This window comes from Campylobacter sp. US50a (genome assembly GCF_004379015.1).
Classification (GTDB): Bacteria; Campylobacterota; Campylobacteria; order Campylobacterales; family Campylobacteraceae; genus Campylobacter_D; species Campylobacter_D jejuni.
Genome location: NZ_RYYJ01000007.1, coordinates 67,565 through 85,889, shown reverse-complemented (window position 1 = coordinate 85,889; position 18,325 = coordinate 67,565). Strand labels below are relative to the sequence as shown.

Genomic DNA, 18,325 nt, shown 5'->3' with positions numbered 1-18,325 from the left:
AAATGAAAAAAAATGAAATACAAAATTTCAAAAATATTTTAGAAGAAAGAAAAAAAACCATCTTAGAAAATTTGCAAAGCAATTCAAATGAAATCGAAGCTCTTCACAATAGCGTCCCAAGCGATAGTGTAGATTTTTCTATCATAGAAACAGGCTCTCAAATTGACTTTACTATCAGCACCAATCTCAAAGAAGAACTTATAGAAATCGAAAATTCTTTAGATAAAATCAAAAACGGCACTTATGGAATTTGCGAATCTTGCGATGATGAAATCGACTCTCAAAGACTAAAAGTCAAACCTCACGCAAGATATTGTATCACTTGCCGTCAAATTGCAGAACAAGGAAAAAAACATGAAAATTAAACTCTTTTTACTTGCAAGTTTTATTTATATAGCACTTATTTTTGCCTTTGCTTGGCATCTAGAACTAGGAAGCTATACTCTAAATATCAGTACTTATACCTTTGAACTACCTATTATGATATGGCTTGTTATTCCTTTATTTGTTTATATGATTTTAGCCGTTTTGCACATAGCATTTTATGGATTTTTGCGTTATTTAAAATTTAAGCATTTTTTTAAAGATGCAGCTAAATTTGAAGCTTATACTCAAGATTTGCTCCTTGAAAAAGATCTTAAAACCACTTTTCAAACAAAAGAATTTAGAGCTGTGGCACAACTTTTTAAAACCCTAAAAACACATGAAAAAATTCCACACTCAAATAAAATCAATGAAATTTTAGATCTTATTGATGGTTTAAATAAAAACGAATTTTTTAACCTTAGTAAATTTAAACTCGAAAATAACAATGTTTTATATTTGCAAAATGAAAAAAATCATCTCAAAAACGATGCAAATTATGCCTATAGCAAACTTAAAAACCTTAATGAAATCAAAGATGAATTTGAAGAAATTGCTTTTAATACTCTTATAGAAAAAGCTAGTTATGAACAAATTAAAAATGTAAAAATCCCTAAAAAGCCTTCTGAAGTTCTCACACTTATCAAGCGTTTTAAAGAAGGAAATTTAGAACTTAGTGCAGCAGAATACGAAGTTTTACTTTCACACAATATACTAAGCGAAAAAGACTATCTTAACGCAGCAAAACTAAGTACTAAACTTTTAAATCCTGATGCTATTTTAGGAATTTTTAACAAAATTAAAAATGAAAAAAGCGAAGCTTTAAGAGCACATTTATATCTTTTAGCTGAATTTGGACTTTTAGATGAGTTAAGAGAGCAAATTCACAATGATGATAAGAAATTTAATGATTTTAAGGCCTTTTTAGCCTTGCGTGAAAAAAATATCAAAATCAATCTAAACCAACTCATACAATGATAGATTTTAGCAAAAAACCTTTATTTTTAGCTCCTATGGCAGGTTTTTCAGATCTGCCTTTTCGTAATGTAGTAAAAAAATTTGGTGCTGATATTACCATAAGCGAAATGATAAGTTCTAATGCCTTAGTTTATGAAAGTTCTAAAACTCTACATATGCTAGAAAGAGCTGAATTAGAAAATCCTTATATAGTCCAAATTGCAGGTGGAGATAAAGAAGTGCTAAAAAAAGCAGTGCAAATGCTAAATGAAATGGATTTTGTAGATGGGATTGATTTTAATTGCGGTTGCCCTGTAAATAAAGTTGTTAAACAATGCGCTGGCAGTGCTTTGCTAGAAAATTTAGAGCTTTTTAAAAATCTTGTAGGAGTAATTAAAGAAAACAATAAAAAAAGCCTTACAAGTGTGAAATTTCGACTAGGATTTAATGAAAAATATCCTGAAAAAATGGCTAAAATTTGTGAAAGCTTGGGGGTGGATTTTGTAAGCATCCACGGACGCACAAGAATACAGCTTTATAGCGGAAAAGCCGATTATGAATCCATTGCCAATGCTAAAGCAAGCGTTAGTATTCCTGTGATTGCAAATGGTGATATTAACGCACAAAATGCTAAAGAAGTTTATAAAATCACAAAATGTGATGGACTCATGATAGGGCGTGCAAGCGTAGGAAATCCTTGGATATTTTATGAAATCAAAAGCGGTAAAAGCGTAGATGAAAAACTCAAAAAAGAAATCATACTCACTCATTTTGATGAAATGATAAAACACTACAAAGATCAAGGTGTAAGTATATTTCGCAAGCATTTACACGAGTATTCTAAAGGGCATAAAGACGCTTCAGCCTTTAGAGATGAAGTCAATCGTATCGACAATACAGAAAAAATGCGAAAAAAAATAGAAGAATTTTTTAGTTTAACTTGATCGATTTTTATAATTTAAAAAACCTTAAGCCTTAATATCTATACTTTTTGGTGCAGAATTTAAAGAAAGAATTTTATTAAATTCTCCTGCATCATCATCACTAAATTTCACACCAAAAAGAATTTCTAATTCTTTACTAGTGCTAAATTTACCTTCTAATAGTTTTTTTACAAGTTGGTTTCTTATATTATCATCTTTGTAAGTTTCTTTGTTTTTACTTTCTGCTTGTATAGGTTTAAAAGGCTTTTCTTTGCCTTCTTCTGAAGTTTCTTTGTTATTTGTATTTTTTAAAGGATTGCTATAATCTACACCTTTTGCCTTTTCTGCTTCTTCTAGTGATTTTACAAACTCATCGTGTCTTTGTTTAAAATCAAGATATTTGGTTTTAAATTCTTCTAGGCTCATATTAGAATTAATAAGCTTATTGTATTCATCTCCTAAATTCTCAATAGTTTTTATTAGTTTATCATCTCCTAAATTTTTAGCTCTATTTATATAATTCCATATTGATAAACTATCTCCCATAGGATTGCCCCAGCCATCTTGCTCGTAGGAATATTTTAAAGGATTTTTATTCATAAAGGACAAAAATTCTTTTATTTCATTGTTGTCCGTATCGCTATTAAGTCCAGCTAATTTACCCAGTAAGGTTGTTTGTCCTTTAATTGTGCTAAGATTATTTATAAAAAACGCAATTAAAGCACCACCTTTAGATATTTTGTTATCATGTATTTGATATTTATTAGAACCCAAATCTGCTATATTTTCATCAGTAAGCTTCCAAATGAAAGCATTATCGCTTTGTAATTCTTGCCAATAATTTACCCCATCTTTTTGGGATAGATTTTTTAAATCCTGTTCTTGAAAGCTTTCTCCTAATCCCTTATCTTTAACAAAAGAAGAAAAAGAGTTATAAGCATTTCCTATTGTTTTAGCAATGTCTATTTGAGAGTAAAAAGGTTGTCTTTTAATAAAGTTATTTACAAAATTATTTAAACCATCTGCATAAATCTTATAATCTTTTGGCAAGCCTGCTGCTTCGTTGAAATCACTTGTAAAAAAGCCCTCTTTATCTACGCCATAGCCTAAAATTTTATCTACTGCTTGTGATTTATCACTTACAAGGTTATTATTTGCTATGGCATTAGATGATTTTGTATTTGAAGTAGTATTACTAAAAGTATTTGTGTAATTGCAGCTCGAATAAGAATTTATACCATTAATCATTTTTGCCTTCCTTGTAAATAAAATTTATTAAGATAAATCGGCAAAAATGATTTTTTCTTAAAATATCTACTCATAATTTAAAATATATAATATAAAACCTTCTAACACTCGAAGAAAAAATTCTTACTTAATCTTTTAAAGTCCTTATAATCAAACTTTTAGGCAAATTAAAATGCTCTATAAGTTCTTTCTCTTTTTCTCTCATTTCTCCATTATCATTTTCATGATCAAAACCTAACAAATGAAGCATAGCGTGGATAAAAAGCAAGCTTATTTCTTCTTCATAGCTATGCCCTAACTCTTTAGCCTTCTCTTTTGCCAAATCCACATTGATCACAACAGAACCCAAAGGCAAACTCTCATCGATATTTTCAAGCGGAAAAGAAAGCACATCAGTGGTTTTATCTTGTTTTCTTTGCTCTAAGTTAATTTCTTGCATTTCTTTACTATCCACAAAGACAAGCTCCACATCTTTAGGACTTAAAAAACTTGCTATAGATTCTAAAAAATCACATTTTTCATCACTTAATATCATAAACCTTCCTTAATCAAATGATATAAATTTTCTATTTCTTCATCATCAAAAATCGCACAATTTTTACTGCTATAAAATTGTTTTAGTTTTTTCTCTTCAAACTCAAATCCTAAAGCACATTGAGAATGCGAAGGTAAAAAAGCCCTTAGTAATGTAATGGAATTTTGAATTTTCTCATCACAGGCGAAACAAAAAAAATCTTTATGCAATCTTCCTTCAAATTCCAAAATTTTTAAATAAGCATCAACAATAACACGCTTTGGATTTTGTTTTTCAAACCTTTTCACACACTCATCAAGTAAATCAAAATAAAAACTATCAAGCTCTTCCACATCTTTTAAGTGTCTATATAAAAGACGGATAAATTCTTGCCAAATAAGCATTTTATCCCTTTGCATAATCCATAAAAATCCCAAATGCAATACATCTTTAAGTCTTGGTAAGAAACTAGGATTTTCTTCTAAAGCAAAGTCGATTTTATAGCCGCTTAAAATACTAGAATGTCTAAGTCCATAAAAACGATAAGCCTTAATAAGCATTTTAGGACTTAAAATATAAACGATCAAATCCTCATCTTTAACTTTTTGAGTATGAAGTATAAAGCCTTGCATTAAACAATTTCAATACCATAAGCCCTAAGTATATCAAAAGCGGATTTTTCTAAATTTTCATCAAAACTTGCACTTAAATTTTGGTGTAAAATTATCCTTGCATTAGGCTTAGCGCCAAAAGCTAAAATGATATTACAAAACACACAAATATGAGAAACAAGCCCTGCAAAATGAAGTTCTTCATAATCGCTTTTTTGTATGAAATTAGCTAGTTCTAAGCTACCAAAAGTATTTTTATAAAAAATTTTATGAGCTTTTTGTAAAAAAGGTTCAAATTCCTTTGGCATTTGCCAACCCAAACTCTCTTTAATACAATGTTTTACAGGTAAATTTAAACCTTCTTTACTTTGTAGATAATGCTCATCATGCGTATCATAGGTTAAAAGCAAATGCGTGTTATTAAAATCGATTTGATTTAAGGCTTTAAGAATATTTTCTTTGATTTTTAAAGCCTTATCAAAACCTAAACTTCCATCAATAAAATCATTTTGATAATCCACTAAAACAAAAGCTTTTTTCATGCTTTTATGCCTTTTGAAGCCAAAAACTCTCCGTGTGTAAATTGGCAAAAGCGGTTTTTAAACTTGTAAAAAGCTTAGGATGATCTTTTTCTAAATTTGCTAAAAGCTGTTTAGCTTCTTCTCTAGCGTGGGGGAATTTTACATTTTTTTCGCTGAGTTTCATACCAGGACAAAATTCATTTCCTATCACGCTAAGTTCATTTTGTGTAGCATTATCCCTAAGCTGTCTTTCTCGCACAAAAATCAAAGGGCGTATCACAATTACACCGCGTTTGCTTTGATAAATAGGCGCTAAGGTTCTTAAAGCTCCATTATGAATAAAATTCATAAAAAAGCTTTCTGCTGCATCATCTAAATGATGGGCTATAGCAAGCTTGTTAAAACCTTTTTCAAGAGCGTAAGTATATAAAGCTCCACGACGCATTCTCGAAAAATAACTACAAAAACTTGAATTTTCTCTTATGGTATCACCTGAAACTTCATAAATATTTGAATCAAGCACGCTATGTTTAATGCCGTGTTCTTCACAATGTGCATGAAGATGAGAATAATCCTCGCCCATGCCATAACTCAAAGTTACCGCTTCAAGTTCAAATTTAAAAGGAGCATGAGCTTGCATACGATTTAAAAGATGGGCTAAAGCCAAAGAATCTTTCCCGCCACTAAGCCCTAAAAGAACCCTATCTCCATCTTTAATAAGTCCAAATTTAGCATTAGCTTGTGCAACTTGGCGTATGAGTTTTTTGCTAAGATTTATCATAATTTCTCGCACATTTTAAGCACAAAATTGGCTGAAATTTTAGCTGAATTGATCACAAATTCATCAAAATCAAATTCAGCCTTTTCCCCTGCTTTATCACTCATAGCTCTTAAGATAAAACAAGGCACCTTTAAAGCATCACAAACCAAAGCCACACTTGCGCCTTCCATTTCACAAGCATCCGCATTGAAAATTTCTCTAATTTTTGCTTTTTTTGCTTCATCGCAAATAAACTCATCACCCGTTGCAATAATACCTGCACGAAGTTTGATATTTAATTCCTTAGCAACTTCTAAAGCAAGATTGTTTAATTTCTCATCGGTTTTGATAAAAATTTCATTACCTGGAACAAAACCCAAAGGATGCCCAAAAGCGGTAATATCAAGATCGTATTGAGCTAATTTTGTTGCGTAAAGCAAATCACCAATTTCAAGTTCAGGATTAAAAGCACCTGCAACTCCTGTAAAAAGCAAAGCTTGTGCGCCAAATTTTTCTATCATCACACTAGCACTAAGAGTAGAATTTACCTTGCCGATTTTAGAATACGCTAAAACAAGTTCATGATTTTTATACTTTGCAAAATAATAAGTATTATTAGCGTGTTCTATTTTTGTATAATCTTTAAGTGTTTCAAGCAAAGGAGTGATTTCTTCACTCATGGCTCCTAAAATTGCTATTTTCATCATATAACCTTTAAAAATTCATCAATATCATTCATATTTGTTAAAGCATAAGTTTCTTTTGAAGTGATTTTTTTATTCAAACCCTTAAGCACACTTGCGCCAAATTCTATGAAATAATCTACTTCATTTTCACATGCCTTAATGCTTTGTTTATAAAGCACAGGAGAGATAAGTTGTGCTTTTAAAAGCTCAAGGGCTTCTTCTTTGCTTGTATAAATTTTGGCATTTGCATTAGAAATTACGGCTTTAAAATTTGGTTTTAACACCTTTTCAAGCTCCACACAAAGCTTAGCTGAAGCATTTTCCAAAAGAGGACAATGACTTGCCACGCTCATATTTAAAAGCATAGCTCTTTTAGCTCCTGCTTCTTTAAATACACTTTCATAACTTGCTAAATCAGGTTTTAAACCTGCTACAACGATTTGTCCATCGCAGTTATAATTTGCAGCGAAAATTTGCTTGTTTTCTTTTTGTGCTTTTTGACAAAGCTCTTCAACCTTTTCATCATCAAGCCCTAAAACAACCATCATACCCGCTTCAACTTTTACACAATCTTCTTGCATAAAAAGCCCTCTTTTATTGACCAAAGAAAGAGCCTCTAAAAAATCAAAAGCACCATTGACAGCTAAGGCTGAAAATTCTCCCAAAGAATGCCCTAAAGCAAATTTCGAACTTAAATCAGGTTTTTTTTCAAGTAAAACACTATAAGCCATTAAGGAATTTAAAACGATGGCGGGTTGAGTAAATTCACTTTGATTGAGTTTTTCGTTTTCTTCAAAAAGCAAATGTTTAAAATCAATCTTACAAAAATCACTTGCGTTTTGAAGGAGTTCTTTGGCTTTTATAGAGTTTTCATAAAAATCTTTTCCCATGCCAAGACTTTGTGAGCCTTGACCTGGAAATATAAACGCGGTCTTCATTAATGACAACCGCAACCGCCACCACCACAGCAACCGCCGCCACCGTGTCCGTGATTATGATCGTGTCCATGTCCGCTTCCACAACCACAACTATGACTTCCTGCGATAATACCTGTAAGAATTTCATCTTCACTTGCAGCTCTAGCATCTACGATATTTAAAGAAAAAAGCAAATCACGACCCGCATAAGGGTGATTATAATCAATTGTCACATCATTTTCACTAATTTCTTTTACAGTTACACGAACAGTTTCGCCATTTTCACCTTCGCCAAAAAGCTCCATACCTACCTTTAAATCAATACCTGCAAATTGCTCTTTTGGTAAAGTTTGAACGGCATTTTCATCATATTCGCCTAAACCTTTTTCTTTTTTAATTACCACATCAGCATTGCTAGGACAATCAAGCTTCATCACTTCTTCTTCTAAGCTTTCTAAAATCTGACCTTTGCCTAAAATAAAAGAAATAGGTTGAGAATATAAATTTGATTCTAAAACTTCATTTGTATTTGCGTCTTTTAACTCATAAAACATTGAAACTACACTATTTTTTTCTATAGCCATTTTATCTCCTTAATTTATTTTCTATTGGGTGAAGCTTTTGCTTCGGGTGAATTTGGATAATTAGTTTTTAAAGCTTTATAAAAACCATTTGCTGTTTTTGTATCACCTGTTTTATCCAATGAAATGGCAGTATGATATAAAAGTTTTGGGAAATAATCCCCTTTTGTACTCAAAGAAGAACTTTTTTTATAATAAACAATAGCATTGTTATAATTTTTTTGTTTATACTCGATCTCCCCTAACCAAAAATTTGCTCTTGCGGGTTTATACTGCTTTGTTATGAGAAAATTTAATTTTGCTTTGGAATCTTCAAAAGCATTTTTATCAACATCTTTTATCGCTAATTCTAAAATTTCATTATTTTTTTTCTTTTTCCAAGATTCATCAATTTGTTTTACTTTATCATCTTGGGTATTTTGAGCATTATTGTTTTCAATAGTACTGTTTGAATCTGTAGTTGAAACAACAACACTAGGTGTAGTAGCTTTAACGCTTAAATTTGCATCATTTAATTCGTTTTTAGAAACATAATTTGCATTAATAGCATCTACTAAAGAACTAAGTTCGGCTAAAACTTTTTTTACTTGCTTATTATTAGCTTCTTGAATTTTTCTACTTTCTTCAACATAAGCCTTTAATTTTTGAATTTCACTAGTAAAATTATTTTCAATATTTTGATTATTCTCTTCAACTTGACTTAATCTAGAATTTGATTTAGCATATTGAGAATTTATACCTTCTAAAGTGCTTTGTAAACCCTCGATTCTTTCGTTAATTTCATTAATTCTAGCATTTGTTTGTATATTTTCATTATTTAAATTATCTAACTTTTCTTTAAATAATTTTTCATTTGAAGTTAAACCATAAGAAGAATTGCTTGTTATATCTCCTGCGCCAAAAGCTGAGCTTTCTGCATAAAGTAAAGTAGCTCCAAGAAGAGCTACTGTGAATATTTTTTTCATTAATTATCTTGATAATTTAAATTCAGCACGTCTGTTTTGCGCATCGCAAGCTTTAGTTTTTTCAGTGCACACAGGATTTGTTTCTCCATAGCTTTTAACAGCAATTCTATCAGCATTTACACCTTTAGCGATTAAAGCTTCTTTTACAGCTTTTGCTCTTTTTAAACCTAGAGCTTGGTTATATTCATCAGTTCCCCACTCATCGCAGTTTCCTTCAACAGTAATACTTACACCGCTTACTTCAGTGTTAAAGATATTAGCATTCGTGCTTACAACATTTTGCATATCAGGACGAATGTTGAATTTATCAAAATCAAAATATACTTTATTTAAAGTATCATTAAGTTGAGAAATTTTTGAATCAATATCCCAACCATCACTTCCACCTGAACCACGATTTGAATCAACACTACTATCACCGCTTACGCTAGTGCTTTTTGTGCTACAACCACTAATAACAACTGCAAGAGCTGCAATTGAAGTAAAAAGAATTTTTTTCATTTATGACCTTTCAAAGTTAATAAATTCTTACTATTATATCTAATTTTTAATTAATTTTAACCTAAAATTGAAATTTTTACCAATCAATTGATTGAATTTTTCCAACCCTAAGAGGAAAATAAAAAGTCTTATTTGCATTTACACGAATAACACCTAAAGCACTTTGCGCACCTAAATATTTAATAAATACTATACTTCCACCGTCACTAGAAAATCTTGGAAATAAATTTTTTCCATTTGCTGTAAGTTGACGAATATAATCACTATTAATTGACATCAAATAAATATTAAAAACACCTGCTTGATTTGGTTCACGACTTGAGTAAACCAAAAAATCTTTATAAGTCGAAACAGCCGAATTGTTTCTACCATGAAAAACAACTTGTTCAGCACTATTGCTATTTAAATCTTGCATAAAAATATTAGGATATCCTAAACGATCGCTTACAAATACCACTTTACTATCATCTGAGCCAATAAAATTTCCATTAACATCAATACCAGAATAATTAGTTAATTGTGTTAGATTTTTGGTATTTAAGTCATATAAATAAACATCAGGCTGATCTTTTGGAGCCATGGTAACAAGTAGTTTACTTCCATCTACACTCACATCACTTGCTACAACCATACCGCCGCTTGATAAAATTTTACTAGCTTTATTGGTATTTAAATCATAACGGTATAAAGTTGGCTTATCATGATCATAAGCTGTATAATAAAATAGAGTTTGTTCTTTATTTCCCCATTTTGGAAATAAATTAAGCCCACCATCAACAATAACTTTTTGATAAGTTAAAGTATAATCAGCCATAATAATTTGACTTTTCTTAGAGCTAGAATTTCTCGCGATCAAAATTTTATGATCCATCCAATCAACAGGTGCAAGTCCTAACGCATTTACAGAAGCTTTGACGCTTTTATGTGCCAAAAATGGATATTGCTCTAAACCATTTAAAGTATAAGTTTGCTCTGACTTATCAGAACCGCCAGCTTTTATTTTTACATTTAAACTCAAAGTGTTACCATTTTTATTTAAAGCGTATTCAAAAGTATAATTACTTGTCTCAGTTGCATTAGCAACAACTTCAAAGTTTGAACTTACTTTCAAATCGTTCACAATGATATTATAAAAGCTTTTCTTTAAATTCTCATCACTTAAATTTGAATTATCTTTAACAATAATCTTTGGTAAAACTACACCAGAATTAACAACATCAATCACTGGATCTTCTGCCCAAAGACTTCCTAAAAAGACTAAAAAAATTGCTACAATTTTTTTCATTTTTTTCTCCTAATCATTTTTAACTTTTGCTTCATCTCTTAAATTCATGGTAATGCTTATATTTTTATTTTGCGGAGGATAAGTAATAAATTTACCTTTTTGACTTTCTAAAAATTCAGCCACTTTAGCATCATATAAAGGATTCCCACTTTTTTCAACTGAAGTATAGCCAAATTTTCCATTTTCATCAATAAAAATTTTTACCTTAACAGAAATTTTTTCACTATTTGGATAATACTGAGTCCATCTTTGAGTGATAATACGCACAACTTTCCCTAAAAATTCATCATAAATTCCAATCTTTTGCGCCTTTGTGCTTTCGCCTTGCGTTGAACTTTCTTCTTGAAGTAAACTATCATTAAGTTGCTTTACAAGTTCGGAAGCTTGAGGTTTTGGGGCACTAGAAGCTCCTGATTTAGCACTTGATTGAATTTTTGTAGTCTTTTCTTCTTGTATTTCTTTGATATTTCCAAAAAGCTCATTAAAATTACTTGCCTTTTGGTCAATATCTTCGGTTTTAACTGTTTTATTTGTAGTCTGAGCAAAAAGCTTTTCTATATCAATTTGCTCTGTTGGTTTTTGTATTTCTTTAGGAGTGTTGCTTTGAGTAATAACTTGTTTTGATGGTTCGGCAAGTTCAATATCTACAAAACTATCTTTTATATCAGTATATTGTATAGCAGGTTCAACCTCGCTTACAAGTCTAAAAAAAACAAGAATTACTATACTAATATATATTGCTAAAGCAAGTAAAAACGAATTTAAATTACTCAAACCATAATTTTTCATGATTATTCAGTCTGTAAAGCAACTTTATTAAATCCTAAATTTTTTACACTTCTTAAGACTGAAATAACATCGTCATATTTTAAGCTTTTATCAGCGCGTATAAAAACCGGATCTTCGGTATTAAATTGTGCTTTTCTTTGAGCAAGATTGTCAGCAAAACTTATAAAATCGTATTTTTCTTGATTTAAAAAAATTTCTTTTTTTGCATTAACACTAATAATTAAACTCTTAACAGTTGGAGCACTAGTATTTTTTTGACTACCTTGTGGAAGATTAATTTTTTCTTCATAAGTAATGCTTGGAGCTGTTACCATTAAAATCGCAAGCAATACAAGCATAATATCTACTAAAGGTGTGATATTAAGTTCAGGTTTTTCATCATCAAATGGCATTTTTAACCTTATTTACTCGAACTTATAACTTTAATCTCGCTATCAATAATGCTTAAAAGTTCAAAAGCTTTTCTTTTAATGATGAGATGAAATGTATAAGCAGGAATTGCTACTAAAATACCACAACCTGTAGCAACTAAAGCCTCGCTGATTTTAGGAGCTATGATACTTAAAGAATTTTGAGTTCCAAGCCCACCAAAAGTTTCAAGTATAGAAATAACTGTCCCAAAAAGACCTATAAAAGGTGAAGTTGAAGCAATAATACTAAGCCAAGTAAGTCCAGCAGAAGCGCGACGACTTGCTAAATTTTTATAAATTTCTAAATGATTTGAAGTTGTATCATTGCATTTTCTTAAAATCGAATCAGTACGACTTAAATCCTTCTCACCCAAGAGCAAAGTTTCTAAACTTTCTTTTTCTTTATCTCTCCATGTAGCCAAATAAGTCAATCTAGCAAACAAAATACTAAACGCTAAAATAAAATATAAAGAAAGCCATAATAAAACTATATAAGTAATAATACTTGAACTATTGAAAAAATGAAATATAGCTTCAAAATTCATTAATGCATCCTTGCATTATCAAATTTTGAAAAAGTTGCTGCTAAGGCTACATTATCAGAACTCATAGATTTAATCAAATCTTTTGCTTGAGCAAGATTTTTTTCAATCTCACTTTCATCACTTCCACAAATCCAAATCGCACCCTTTGCTAGCACGCAAATCTTATCTTCATCTACCTTTGCATGTCCAGCATCAATAGCAATTAATTCATGATTTAAATCAGCTTTTTCAATATCAATTACTCCAGATTTTAAAGAAGAAACCAAAGCAGCATGTCCTTTAAGCACGCCAAATTCTCCTTCGCTACCTGGTAAAGTAACAGATTTTACTTCTCCTTGATAGATTACACCCAAAGGCGTAACTATCTCGAAATTAATCAAATCATTCATAAATTAACCTTTTAATTTATCTGCTTTTGCAATAGCTTCATCTATATTTCCAACCATATAGAAAGCATTTTCTGGTAAATGATCATATTTACCTTCTAAAATTCCTTTAAATCCTGCTATTGTATCTTCAAGACTTATATATTTTCCTGGGCTACCCGTGAAAACTTCTGCAACGAAAAATGGTTGTGATAAGAATTTTTCAATCTTTCTTGCTCTTTCAACTACAAGTTTATCCTCTTCGCTAAGCTCATCCATACCTAAAATGGCAATGATATCTTGTAAATCTTTGTATTTTTGAAGTACTGATTGAACACCACGAGCAACTTTATAATGTTCTTCTCCAATGATATTTGGATCAAGCATTCTTGAAGTTGAATCAAGCGGGTCAACTGCAGGATAAATACCCTTTTCAGCAATAGCTCTATTTAAAACTGTTGTAGCATCTAAGTGAGCAAAAACAGTTGCTGGAGCTGGATCGGTTAAGTCATCAGCTGGAACGTAAACAGCTTGAACTGAAGTAATTGAGCCTTTTTTAGTTGAAGTAATTCTTTCTTGGAATTTACCCATTTCACTTGCTAAGGTTGGTTGATAACCCACAGCTGATGGAATTCTTCCTAAAAGTGCTGACATTTCAGAACCTGATTGTGAAAATCTAAAGATATTATCAATAAACATAAGCACATCAAGACCCATTTCATCTCTAAAATACTCAGCCATTGTTAAACCTGTTAAAGCAATACGATTTCTTGCCCCTGGTGGTTCATTCATTTGTCCATAACATAGAGCAACTTTGTCTAAAACATTACTTTCTTTCATTTCATTATAAAGGTCATTTCCTTCACGAGTTCTCTCACCCACACCTGCAAATACAGAATAGCCGCTATGCTTAAATGCAACATTGTGAATAAGCTCCATAATAATAACAGTCTTACCAACACCTGCACCGCCAAAAAGACCTACTTTACCACCTTTTGCATAAGGAGCAAGTAAATCTACAACTTTAATTCCTGTTTCAAAAATCTCACTTTTTGTGCTTTGATCTTCAAAAGCTGGCGGATCTCTATGAATTGCCCATTTTTTATCAAAAGGAATTTCTTCACCTTCATCAATCAAATCTCCAGTAACATTGAAAATTCTTCCTAAAACTTTCTCACCAACAGGAACACTAATAGGAGCACCTAAAGCCTCAGCTTTTAAGCCCCTTACCAAACCATCTGTCATATCCATAGCAATAGTTCTAACTCTATTATCTCCTAAATGAGCTGCTACTTCTAAAACAAGTTTATGCTTTTTTCCTTCACTTTCAAAATTTACAACAATTGCTTCATTAATTTGAGGTAAATAGTCGTTAAAATCTACATCAACAACCGGACCTAATACCTGTGAAATAAATCCTTGCATTATTTATCTTCTCCTTAAAATTTACTATTTCATTGATTCAACACCACTGATAATTTCTATAAGCTCAGTAGTAATAGATTCTTGTCTTGCTTTGTTATAAGCTAAATTTAGTTGTTTCACTCTTGCCTTTGCGTTATTAGTTGCATTATCCATAGCTTGCATTCTTGCGCTATGCTCTGCCGCCAAAGAATCGATTAACGCATAATACATATTATACTCAAAATATGTTTTCATTAAATCTTCTAAAAGCTCAGTTCCTTCCGGTTCAAGCTCTAAAAGAGAATTATGAGTCTGTTTAATACTCTTTGGTTCAACTGGAATAAGATGATTAATTTTAAGTTCTTGGGTAATCATATTTTTATAACCATTATGAACTAAAATCACTTCATCTGTATTTCCATTTAAAAAATCATCTACAGCAGCATGAATTACTTCACATGCTTTCTCATAATCAGGACTAGAACTAAGATGGAAATATTTCTCTAACAATTCTATTTTTTGAAAATTAAAATATTCAATCCCAGTTTTACCTATAGCTCTAAGACGAATATTAATATTTTTTGCTTCATATTCTTTTAGCATTTCACTTACTGTTTTTAAAGTCTTAATATTAAAACCACCACATAAACCTTTATCTGCAGTGATAAATATTAAATCTACGGTTTTAATTTGTTCTTTTTTATGGAACAAAGATAAACGCACATCATCTTCATTGTGAACAATTTTATTGATCTGAAATGAAATTTCACTCAAAATTTCATCGATTTTTTGTGCATAAATTTTTGATCTTTTAGCTGCTTCTTCTGCTTTTTTTAACTTAGCAGTAGAAACTAGCTTCATAGCATTTGTAGTCTTTTGAGTGTTATGAACACTTTTAATTTTTCTTTTAATTTCTTTTAAATTAGACATAAAAGACCTTATAAATGATTTGCTTTAAACTCATTAATTGCTTTAGCTAGTTTTTCTTCCAAGTCAGAATCTAAAGCTTTTTTAGAGCGAATTTGCTCAAAAATATCTGGATGTTTTGCCTCAATAAAAGGATAAATTCCATCTTCAAATTCTTTAATTCTAGAAACAGCAATATCATCTAAGAAACCTTTGGTTCCTGCAAAAATTAAAACTACTTGTTTTTCAACGCTAAGCGGAGAATAAGGTGGTTGTTTTAAGAGTTCAACCATTCTTTGTCCACGTTCAAGTTGTTTTCTACTTGCCTCATCTAAATCACTAGCAAATTGTGCAAAAGCTTGGAGCTCTCTATATTGAGCAAGGTCAAGTCTTAATGTACCTGAAACTTGTTTTGTAGCTTTAATTTGAGCAGCCCCACCTACACGAGATACCGATAAACCAACGTTGATTGCAGGACGAATTCCTGAGTTAAATAAATCAGTTTCTAAGAAAATTTGTCCATCTGTAATTGAAATAACATTAGTTGGAATATAAGCAGAAACATCTCCTGCTTGTGTTTCAATTATCGGCAATGCCGTCAAAGAACCAGCACCTAATTCATCATTTAGCTTGCTTGCTCTTTCAAGCAATCTTGAATGAAGATAAAAAACATCGCCTGGATAAGCTTCACGACCTGGGGGACGACGCAAAATCAAAGACATTTCGCGATAAGCTACAGCGTGCTTACTCAAATCATCATAAACAATTAAAGCATGTTTTGCATTGTCTCTAAAAAATTCGCCCATGGTTACACCAGTATATGGAGCTAAGTACTGTAAAGCTGCAGGATCTGAAGCACCAGCATTTACAACAATAGTATATCCCATAGCACCATGTTCTTCTAGTCTTTTAACCACTTGTGCTACTGTACTTTGCTTTTGACCAATTGCAACATATATACAGATAACCCCTTGACCTCTTTGAGATATAATAGTATCAACAGCAACAGTAGTTTTACCTGTTTGTCTATCACCTATGATAAGCTCTCTTTGACCACGACCAATTGGCACAAGCGCATCAATAGCTTTAATTCCTGTATGCAAAGGCTCATGAACACTTTTTCTCGCCATAATACCTTTTGCTTTTTCTTCAACAAAACGATATTCATTAGCATTGATTACACCTTTAGCATCAATTGGTTCACCTAAAGCATTTACAACACGACCGATCAAAGCCTCACCTACTGGAACTTTAAGTAATTTCTTAAGTCTTTTTACAGAAGCACCTTCTTTTAAACCTTCTCCTTTTCCAAGTATAACAATACCTACACTCGACTCTTCAAGGTTTAAGGCCATTCCTTTATCACCATTTTCAAATTCTACCATTTCTCCAGCCATAATATTCTTAAGTCCATATACCTTAGCAACACCATCAGCTACAGAAATAATCTTTCCTGTTTCTTCAATTTCAAGATTTAAATCAAAATTTTCAATTCTTTCTTTGATTATTGAACTGATCTCATCAGCTTTAAATTTCATTTACTTTTTCTCCTTAGATAATTTTCAATATATATTCATTTAGCTTATTTTGAAGAGCTTTCATAGAAAAAGAAAGTTCATAACCTAATTCTTCCAATTCTATTTTAATGCTATCATCTTGACTGATTTTATTATTTAATTTAATATTTGCATTAAATTTTTTATTAAGTTTTACTTCAAGATCTTTAAGATTTTCTTGATTTAATTTTTCTTTAGAATATACAATACCAACAAAAATATTTTCTTTAAAAGCTTTTTGTCTTTCAAGTTCTTTAACTATTTGAGGAATGCATTCTAATCTTGAATTTTCAATCAAAAGTCTTAAAAAATTTTGAAAACTAGAATTTTTAATATCAAAAAAAGAATCAAGAAATTCCATTTTTCTTTCTTTTTTAATCTCATTAGATTCTATAATATTTTTAAATTTTGGCAAAACAAAAGCAGAATTTAAAATACACAAATTCTGATAAAAATCATTTATATCAGCTCTTGAAGCTATCGCTTTTGCATATCTTCTTGCAATTATATTTTCCATATTTAAGATACCTTCTTCATCATAAGTTCTATTATTTCACTCTGTTTTAATGTCATATTTGGATCAGAAAAAATTTCATTTAAAGTATTTGATACTAATTCTTTTTCCATTTTTCTAAATTCATAATCTTTCTGTTCCTCGAAATGTTTTTGAAGCAAATCCAACTCATCTTGAGTTTCTTTCTTAATATTTTGAACTAAGATTTCAGCTTCTTTTCTTGCTGTAACTAAAGCAGCAGCAGCATTTGCTTTAGCTTCTTCAAGTTTTTTCATCGTATCTAATTTCTTAGCTTTACTTTCTAAAAGTTTTTTTTGAATTTCATCAAGCTTAGAAGAAATTTTTACAATACGGTTTTTGTAAAAATTTTTAAATGGAGTTGCAACAAAATAATACAATATAGCCACAAAAATTAGAAAATTAATAGTCCTTGGAATAATATCATATTCTCCACTAACATTTGATGCACCAAAAGCATACAAAGGTAGCAAAAATATAATAAAGAATAACTTACTCATTTCTCTCCTCTTAAATTCTCTTTATGTTATTTTGCAAAGCTTGCTTAAGCTCAGGTAAATGTATGTTTAAATGTTCTTGTAATTCTTGTTTTTGAATAGCTAAATCTGCATAAAAGCTGGCCATTTTTCTTTCTAATTCTTCTTTCTTGCTTCTAAGAATTTGCTCCGCTTCTTCTTTAGCAGTAGCTATAGCACTTTGTTTAATTTTTTGAATTTCTTCTCTAGTGTTAATATGAATAGCTTCTAATTCATTATTCACATCTAAAACTTCTTGAGAATTTTCTTTTACTTTATTCTCGTCATTTTCTATAGAATCATTTCTTTCATCCATAAATTTTAAAAGTGGCTTATACAGCATACTATTTAAAATAACTATCATAGCTAAAAAAATAGCCATAGTAGCAAGCATTATGGAAGGATGCATATCTTCAAACATAATTCTCCTTGGTTAGAATTTTTGAAGGACTATTCTACCATAAAAAAACT

24 protein-coding genes are annotated in these 18,325 nt (G+C 30.7%); 3 read left to right on the top strand and 21 right to left on the bottom strand.

Going from position 1 to position 18,325, the window contains the following annotated elements; translation table 11 throughout:
* Positions 1-2 precede the first annotated feature (2 nt).
* The 3 genes from dksA to ELQ11_RS05970 are packed head-to-tail and all read left to right on the top strand — an operon-like array spanning position 3 to position 2,264.
* Complete coding sequence (gene dksA, locus ELQ11_RS05980; protein ID WP_002870403.1) at positions 3-365, top strand: molecular chaperone DnaK suppressor DksA; 363 nt, start codon at positions 3-5, stop codon at positions 363-365.
* Positions 355-1,341, top strand: coding sequence for a hypothetical protein (locus ELQ11_RS05975; protein WP_002877207.1), 987 nt, complete (start codon positions 355-357; stop codon positions 1,339-1,341). Before dksA ends, ELQ11_RS05975 begins: the two co-directional genes overlap by 11 nt.
* Positions 1,338-2,264: a tRNA-dihydrouridine synthase gene (locus ELQ11_RS05970; protein WP_134225198.1), complete on the top strand. Its 927-nt coding sequence runs from the start codon at positions 1,338-1,340 to the stop codon at positions 2,262-2,264. Before ELQ11_RS05975 ends, ELQ11_RS05970 begins: the two co-directional genes overlap by 4 nt.
* A 24-nt stretch (positions 2,265-2,288) precedes the next feature.
* Here ELQ11_RS05970 and ELQ11_RS05965 read toward each other — a convergent pair whose 3' ends face one another.
* From ELQ11_RS05965 to ELQ11_RS05865, 21 genes are all read right to left on the bottom strand, one after another.
* Positions 2,289-3,491, bottom strand: coding sequence for a hypothetical protein (locus tag ELQ11_RS05965; RefSeq protein WP_134225197.1), 1,203 nt, complete (start codon positions 3,489-3,491; stop codon positions 2,289-2,291).
* Between the two features lie 127 nt (positions 3,492-3,618).
* Positions 3,619-4,026 (bottom strand): rRNA maturation RNase YbeY, encoded by a 408-nt coding sequence (gene ybeY, locus ELQ11_RS05960; protein WP_002871111.1) that lies wholly within the window; start codon positions 4,024-4,026, stop codon positions 3,619-3,621.
* Positions 4,023-4,637, bottom strand: coding sequence for a recombination protein RecO (recO, locus tag ELQ11_RS05955; RefSeq protein ID WP_002851895.1), 615 nt, complete (start codon positions 4,635-4,637; stop codon positions 4,023-4,025). Before recO ends, ybeY begins: the two co-directional genes overlap by 4 nt.
* The gene (locus ELQ11_RS05950; RefSeq protein WP_002785057.1) at positions 4,637-5,158 is read right to left on the bottom strand and encodes a cysteine hydrolase family protein; all 522 of its coding nucleotides are present in this window, start codon (positions 5,156-5,158) and stop codon (positions 4,637-4,639) included. Before ELQ11_RS05950 ends, recO begins: the two co-directional genes overlap by 1 nt.
* 4 nt (positions 5,159-5,162) lie before the next feature.
* Entirely contained in the window at positions 5,163-5,918 is a 756-nt protein-coding gene (locus ELQ11_RS05945; protein WP_002860947.1) for a tRNA 2-thiocytidine(32) synthetase TtcA, read from the bottom strand.
* Positions 5,915-6,604: an aminodeoxyfutalosine nucleosidase gene (gene pfs / locus ELQ11_RS05940; protein WP_002859787.1), complete on the bottom strand. Its 690-nt coding sequence runs from the start codon at positions 6,602-6,604 to the stop codon at positions 5,915-5,917. Before pfs ends, ELQ11_RS05945 begins: the two co-directional genes overlap by 4 nt.
* Positions 6,601-7,473, bottom strand: a complete 873-nt coding sequence (locus ELQ11_RS05935; protein ID WP_230099754.1) for an ACP S-malonyltransferase — start codon at positions 7,471-7,473, stop codon at positions 6,601-6,603. The genes pfs and ELQ11_RS05935 overlap by 4 nt, the downstream gene beginning before the upstream one ends.
* A 47-nt stretch (positions 7,474-7,520) precedes the next feature.
* Positions 7,521-8,084, bottom strand: coding sequence for a peptidylprolyl isomerase (locus ELQ11_RS05930; RefSeq protein ID WP_070233950.1), 564 nt, complete (start codon positions 8,082-8,084; stop codon positions 7,521-7,523).
* A 14-nt stretch (positions 8,085-8,098) separates the two neighbouring features.
* Complete coding sequence (locus ELQ11_RS05925; RefSeq protein WP_070276136.1) at positions 8,099-9,046, bottom strand: tetratricopeptide repeat protein; 948 nt, start codon at positions 9,044-9,046, stop codon at positions 8,099-8,101.
* 3 nt (positions 9,047-9,049) lie between these two features.
* The gene (gene pal / locus ELQ11_RS05920) at positions 9,050-9,547 is read right to left on the bottom strand and encodes a peptidoglycan-associated lipoprotein Pal (protein ID WP_002851617.1); all 498 of its coding nucleotides are present in this window, start codon (positions 9,545-9,547) and stop codon (positions 9,050-9,052) included.
* A 76-nt stretch (positions 9,548-9,623) separates the two neighbouring features.
* On the bottom strand, positions 9,624-10,832 hold the full coding sequence (gene tolB, locus ELQ11_RS05915; RefSeq protein WP_002860943.1) for a Tol-Pal system protein TolB: 1,209 nt from the start codon (positions 10,830-10,832) through the stop codon (positions 9,624-9,626).
* Between the two features lie 9 nt (positions 10,833-10,841).
* On the bottom strand, positions 10,842-11,621 hold the full coding sequence (locus tag ELQ11_RS05910) for a TonB C-terminal domain-containing protein (RefSeq protein WP_002876984.1): 780 nt from the start codon (positions 11,619-11,621) through the stop codon (positions 10,842-10,844).
* Positions 11,622-11,623: 2 nt separating this feature from the next.
* Positions 11,624-12,013 (bottom strand): ExbD/TolR family protein, encoded by a 390-nt coding sequence (locus ELQ11_RS05905; protein WP_002871103.1) that lies wholly within the window; start codon positions 12,011-12,013, stop codon positions 11,624-11,626.
* Between the two features lie 8 nt (positions 12,014-12,021).
* Positions 12,022-12,576: a MotA/TolQ/ExbB proton channel family protein gene (locus ELQ11_RS05900; RefSeq protein ID WP_072223635.1), complete on the bottom strand. Its 555-nt coding sequence runs from the start codon at positions 12,574-12,576 to the stop codon at positions 12,022-12,024.
* The gene (gene atpC / locus ELQ11_RS05895) at positions 12,576-12,965 is read right to left on the bottom strand and encodes an ATP synthase F1 subunit epsilon (RefSeq protein ID WP_002871102.1); all 390 of its coding nucleotides are present in this window, start codon (positions 12,963-12,965) and stop codon (positions 12,576-12,578) included. Before atpC ends, ELQ11_RS05900 begins: the two co-directional genes overlap by 1 nt.
* Before the next feature lie 3 nt (positions 12,966-12,968).
* Complete coding sequence (gene atpD / locus ELQ11_RS05890; RefSeq protein ID WP_002860940.1) at positions 12,969-14,366, bottom strand: F0F1 ATP synthase subunit beta; 1,398 nt, start codon at positions 14,364-14,366, stop codon at positions 12,969-12,971.
* A gap of 24 nt (positions 14,367-14,390) precedes the next feature.
* Positions 14,391-15,275 carry an ATP synthase F1 subunit gamma gene (atpG, locus tag ELQ11_RS05885; RefSeq protein ID WP_052949426.1) on the bottom strand — a complete coding sequence of 295 codons (885 nt, stop codon included), beginning with the start codon at positions 15,273-15,275 and terminating at the stop codon, positions 14,391-14,393.
* Positions 15,276-15,283: 8 nt separating this feature from the next.
* Positions 15,284-16,789, bottom strand: coding sequence for a F0F1 ATP synthase subunit alpha (gene atpA, locus ELQ11_RS05880; RefSeq protein ID WP_002860939.1), 1,506 nt, complete (start codon positions 16,787-16,789; stop codon positions 15,284-15,286).
* Between the two features lie 13 nt (positions 16,790-16,802).
* A complete protein-coding gene (locus ELQ11_RS05875; protein ID WP_002871100.1) occupies positions 16,803-17,324 on the bottom strand; it encodes a F0F1 ATP synthase subunit delta in 522 nt (173 codons plus the stop codon).
* Positions 17,325-17,326: 2 nt separating this feature from the next.
* A complete protein-coding gene (locus ELQ11_RS05870; RefSeq protein ID WP_002860937.1) occupies positions 17,327-17,839 on the bottom strand; it encodes a F0F1 ATP synthase subunit B in 513 nt (170 codons plus the stop codon).
* 10 nt (positions 17,840-17,849) lie between these two features.
* A complete protein-coding gene (locus ELQ11_RS05865; protein WP_002871099.1) occupies positions 17,850-18,275 on the bottom strand; it encodes a FoF1 ATP synthase subunit B' in 426 nt (141 codons plus the stop codon).
* Between the last annotated feature and the right edge of the window lie 50 nt (positions 18,276-18,325).

Excerpts from the sequence above, each read along its gene's own strand:
- atpC (WP_002871102.1), bottom strand. The coding sequence starts at position 12,965 with ATGAATGATTTGATTAATTTCGAGATAGTTACGCCTTTGGGTGTAATC.
- tolB (WP_002860943.1), bottom strand. The coding sequence starts at position 10,832 with ATGAAAAAAATTGTAGCAATTTTTTTAGTCTTTTTAGGAAGTCTTTGG.
- pal (WP_002851617.1), bottom strand. The coding sequence starts at position 9,547 with ATGAAAAAAATTCTTTTTACTTCAATTGCAGCTCTTGCAGTTGTTATT.
- pfs (WP_002859787.1), bottom strand. The coding sequence starts at position 6,604 with ATGATGAAAATAGCAATTTTAGGAGCCATGAGTGAAGAAATCACTCCT.
- ybeY (WP_002871111.1), bottom strand. The coding sequence starts at position 4,026 with ATGATATTAAGTGATGAAAAATGTGATTTTTTAGAATCTATAGCAAGT.
- ELQ11_RS05965 (WP_134225197.1), bottom strand. The coding sequence starts at position 3,491 with ATGATTAATGGTATAAATTCTTATTCGAGCTGCAATTACACAAATACT.
- ELQ11_RS05970 (WP_134225198.1), top strand. The coding sequence starts at position 1,338 with ATGATAGATTTTAGCAAAAAACCTTTATTTTTAGCTCCTATGGCAGGT.
- ELQ11_RS05900 (WP_072223635.1), bottom strand. The coding sequence starts at position 12,576 with ATGAATTTTGAAGCTATATTTCATTTTTTCAATAGTTCAAGTATTATT.
- ELQ11_RS05865 (WP_002871099.1), bottom strand. The coding sequence starts at position 18,275 with ATGTTTGAAGATATGCATCCTTCCATAATGCTTGCTACTATGGCTATT.
- ELQ11_RS05945 (WP_002860947.1), bottom strand. The coding sequence starts at position 5,918 with ATGATAAATCTTAGCAAAAAACTCATACGCCAAGTTGCACAAGCTAAT.
- ELQ11_RS05935 (WP_230099754.1), bottom strand. The coding sequence starts at position 7,473 with ATGGGAAAAGATTTTTATGAAAACTCTATAAAAGCCAAAGAACTCCTT.
- atpG (WP_052949426.1), bottom strand. The coding sequence starts at position 15,275 with ATGTCTAATTTAAAAGAAATTAAAAGAAAAATTAAAAGTGTTCATAAC.
- ELQ11_RS05875 (WP_002871100.1), bottom strand. The coding sequence starts at position 17,324 with ATGGAAAATATAATTGCAAGAAGATATGCAAAAGCGATAGCTTCAAGA.
- ELQ11_RS05930 (WP_070233950.1), bottom strand. The coding sequence starts at position 8,084 with ATGGCTATAGAAAAAAATAGTGTAGTTTCAATGTTTTATGAGTTAAAA.
- ELQ11_RS05910 (WP_002876984.1), bottom strand. The coding sequence starts at position 11,621 with ATGAAAAATTATGGTTTGAGTAATTTAAATTCGTTTTTACTTGCTTTA.
- atpD (WP_002860940.1), bottom strand. The coding sequence starts at position 14,366 with ATGCAAGGATTTATTTCACAGGTATTAGGTCCGGTTGTTGATGTAGAT.
- dksA (WP_002870403.1), top strand. The coding sequence starts at position 3 with ATGAAAAAAAATGAAATACAAAATTTCAAAAATATTTTAGAAGAAAGA.
- ELQ11_RS05905 (WP_002871103.1), bottom strand. The coding sequence starts at position 12,013 with ATGCCATTTGATGATGAAAAACCTGAACTTAATATCACACCTTTAGTA.
- ELQ11_RS05925 (WP_070276136.1), bottom strand. The coding sequence starts at position 9,046 with ATGAAAAAAATATTCACAGTAGCTCTTCTTGGAGCTACTTTACTTTAT.
- recO (WP_002851895.1), bottom strand. The coding sequence starts at position 4,637 with ATGCAAGGCTTTATACTTCATACTCAAAAAGTTAAAGATGAGGATTTG.
- ELQ11_RS05870 (WP_002860937.1), bottom strand. The coding sequence starts at position 17,839 with ATGAGTAAGTTATTCTTTATTATATTTTTGCTACCTTTGTATGCTTTT.
- ELQ11_RS05950 (WP_002785057.1), bottom strand. The coding sequence starts at position 5,158 with ATGAAAAAAGCTTTTGTTTTAGTGGATTATCAAAATGATTTTATTGAT.
- atpA (WP_002860939.1), bottom strand. The coding sequence starts at position 16,789 with ATGAAATTTAAAGCTGATGAGATCAGTTCAATAATCAAAGAAAGAATT.
- ELQ11_RS05975 (WP_002877207.1), top strand. The coding sequence starts at position 355 with ATGAAAATTAAACTCTTTTTACTTGCAAGTTTTATTTATATAGCACTT.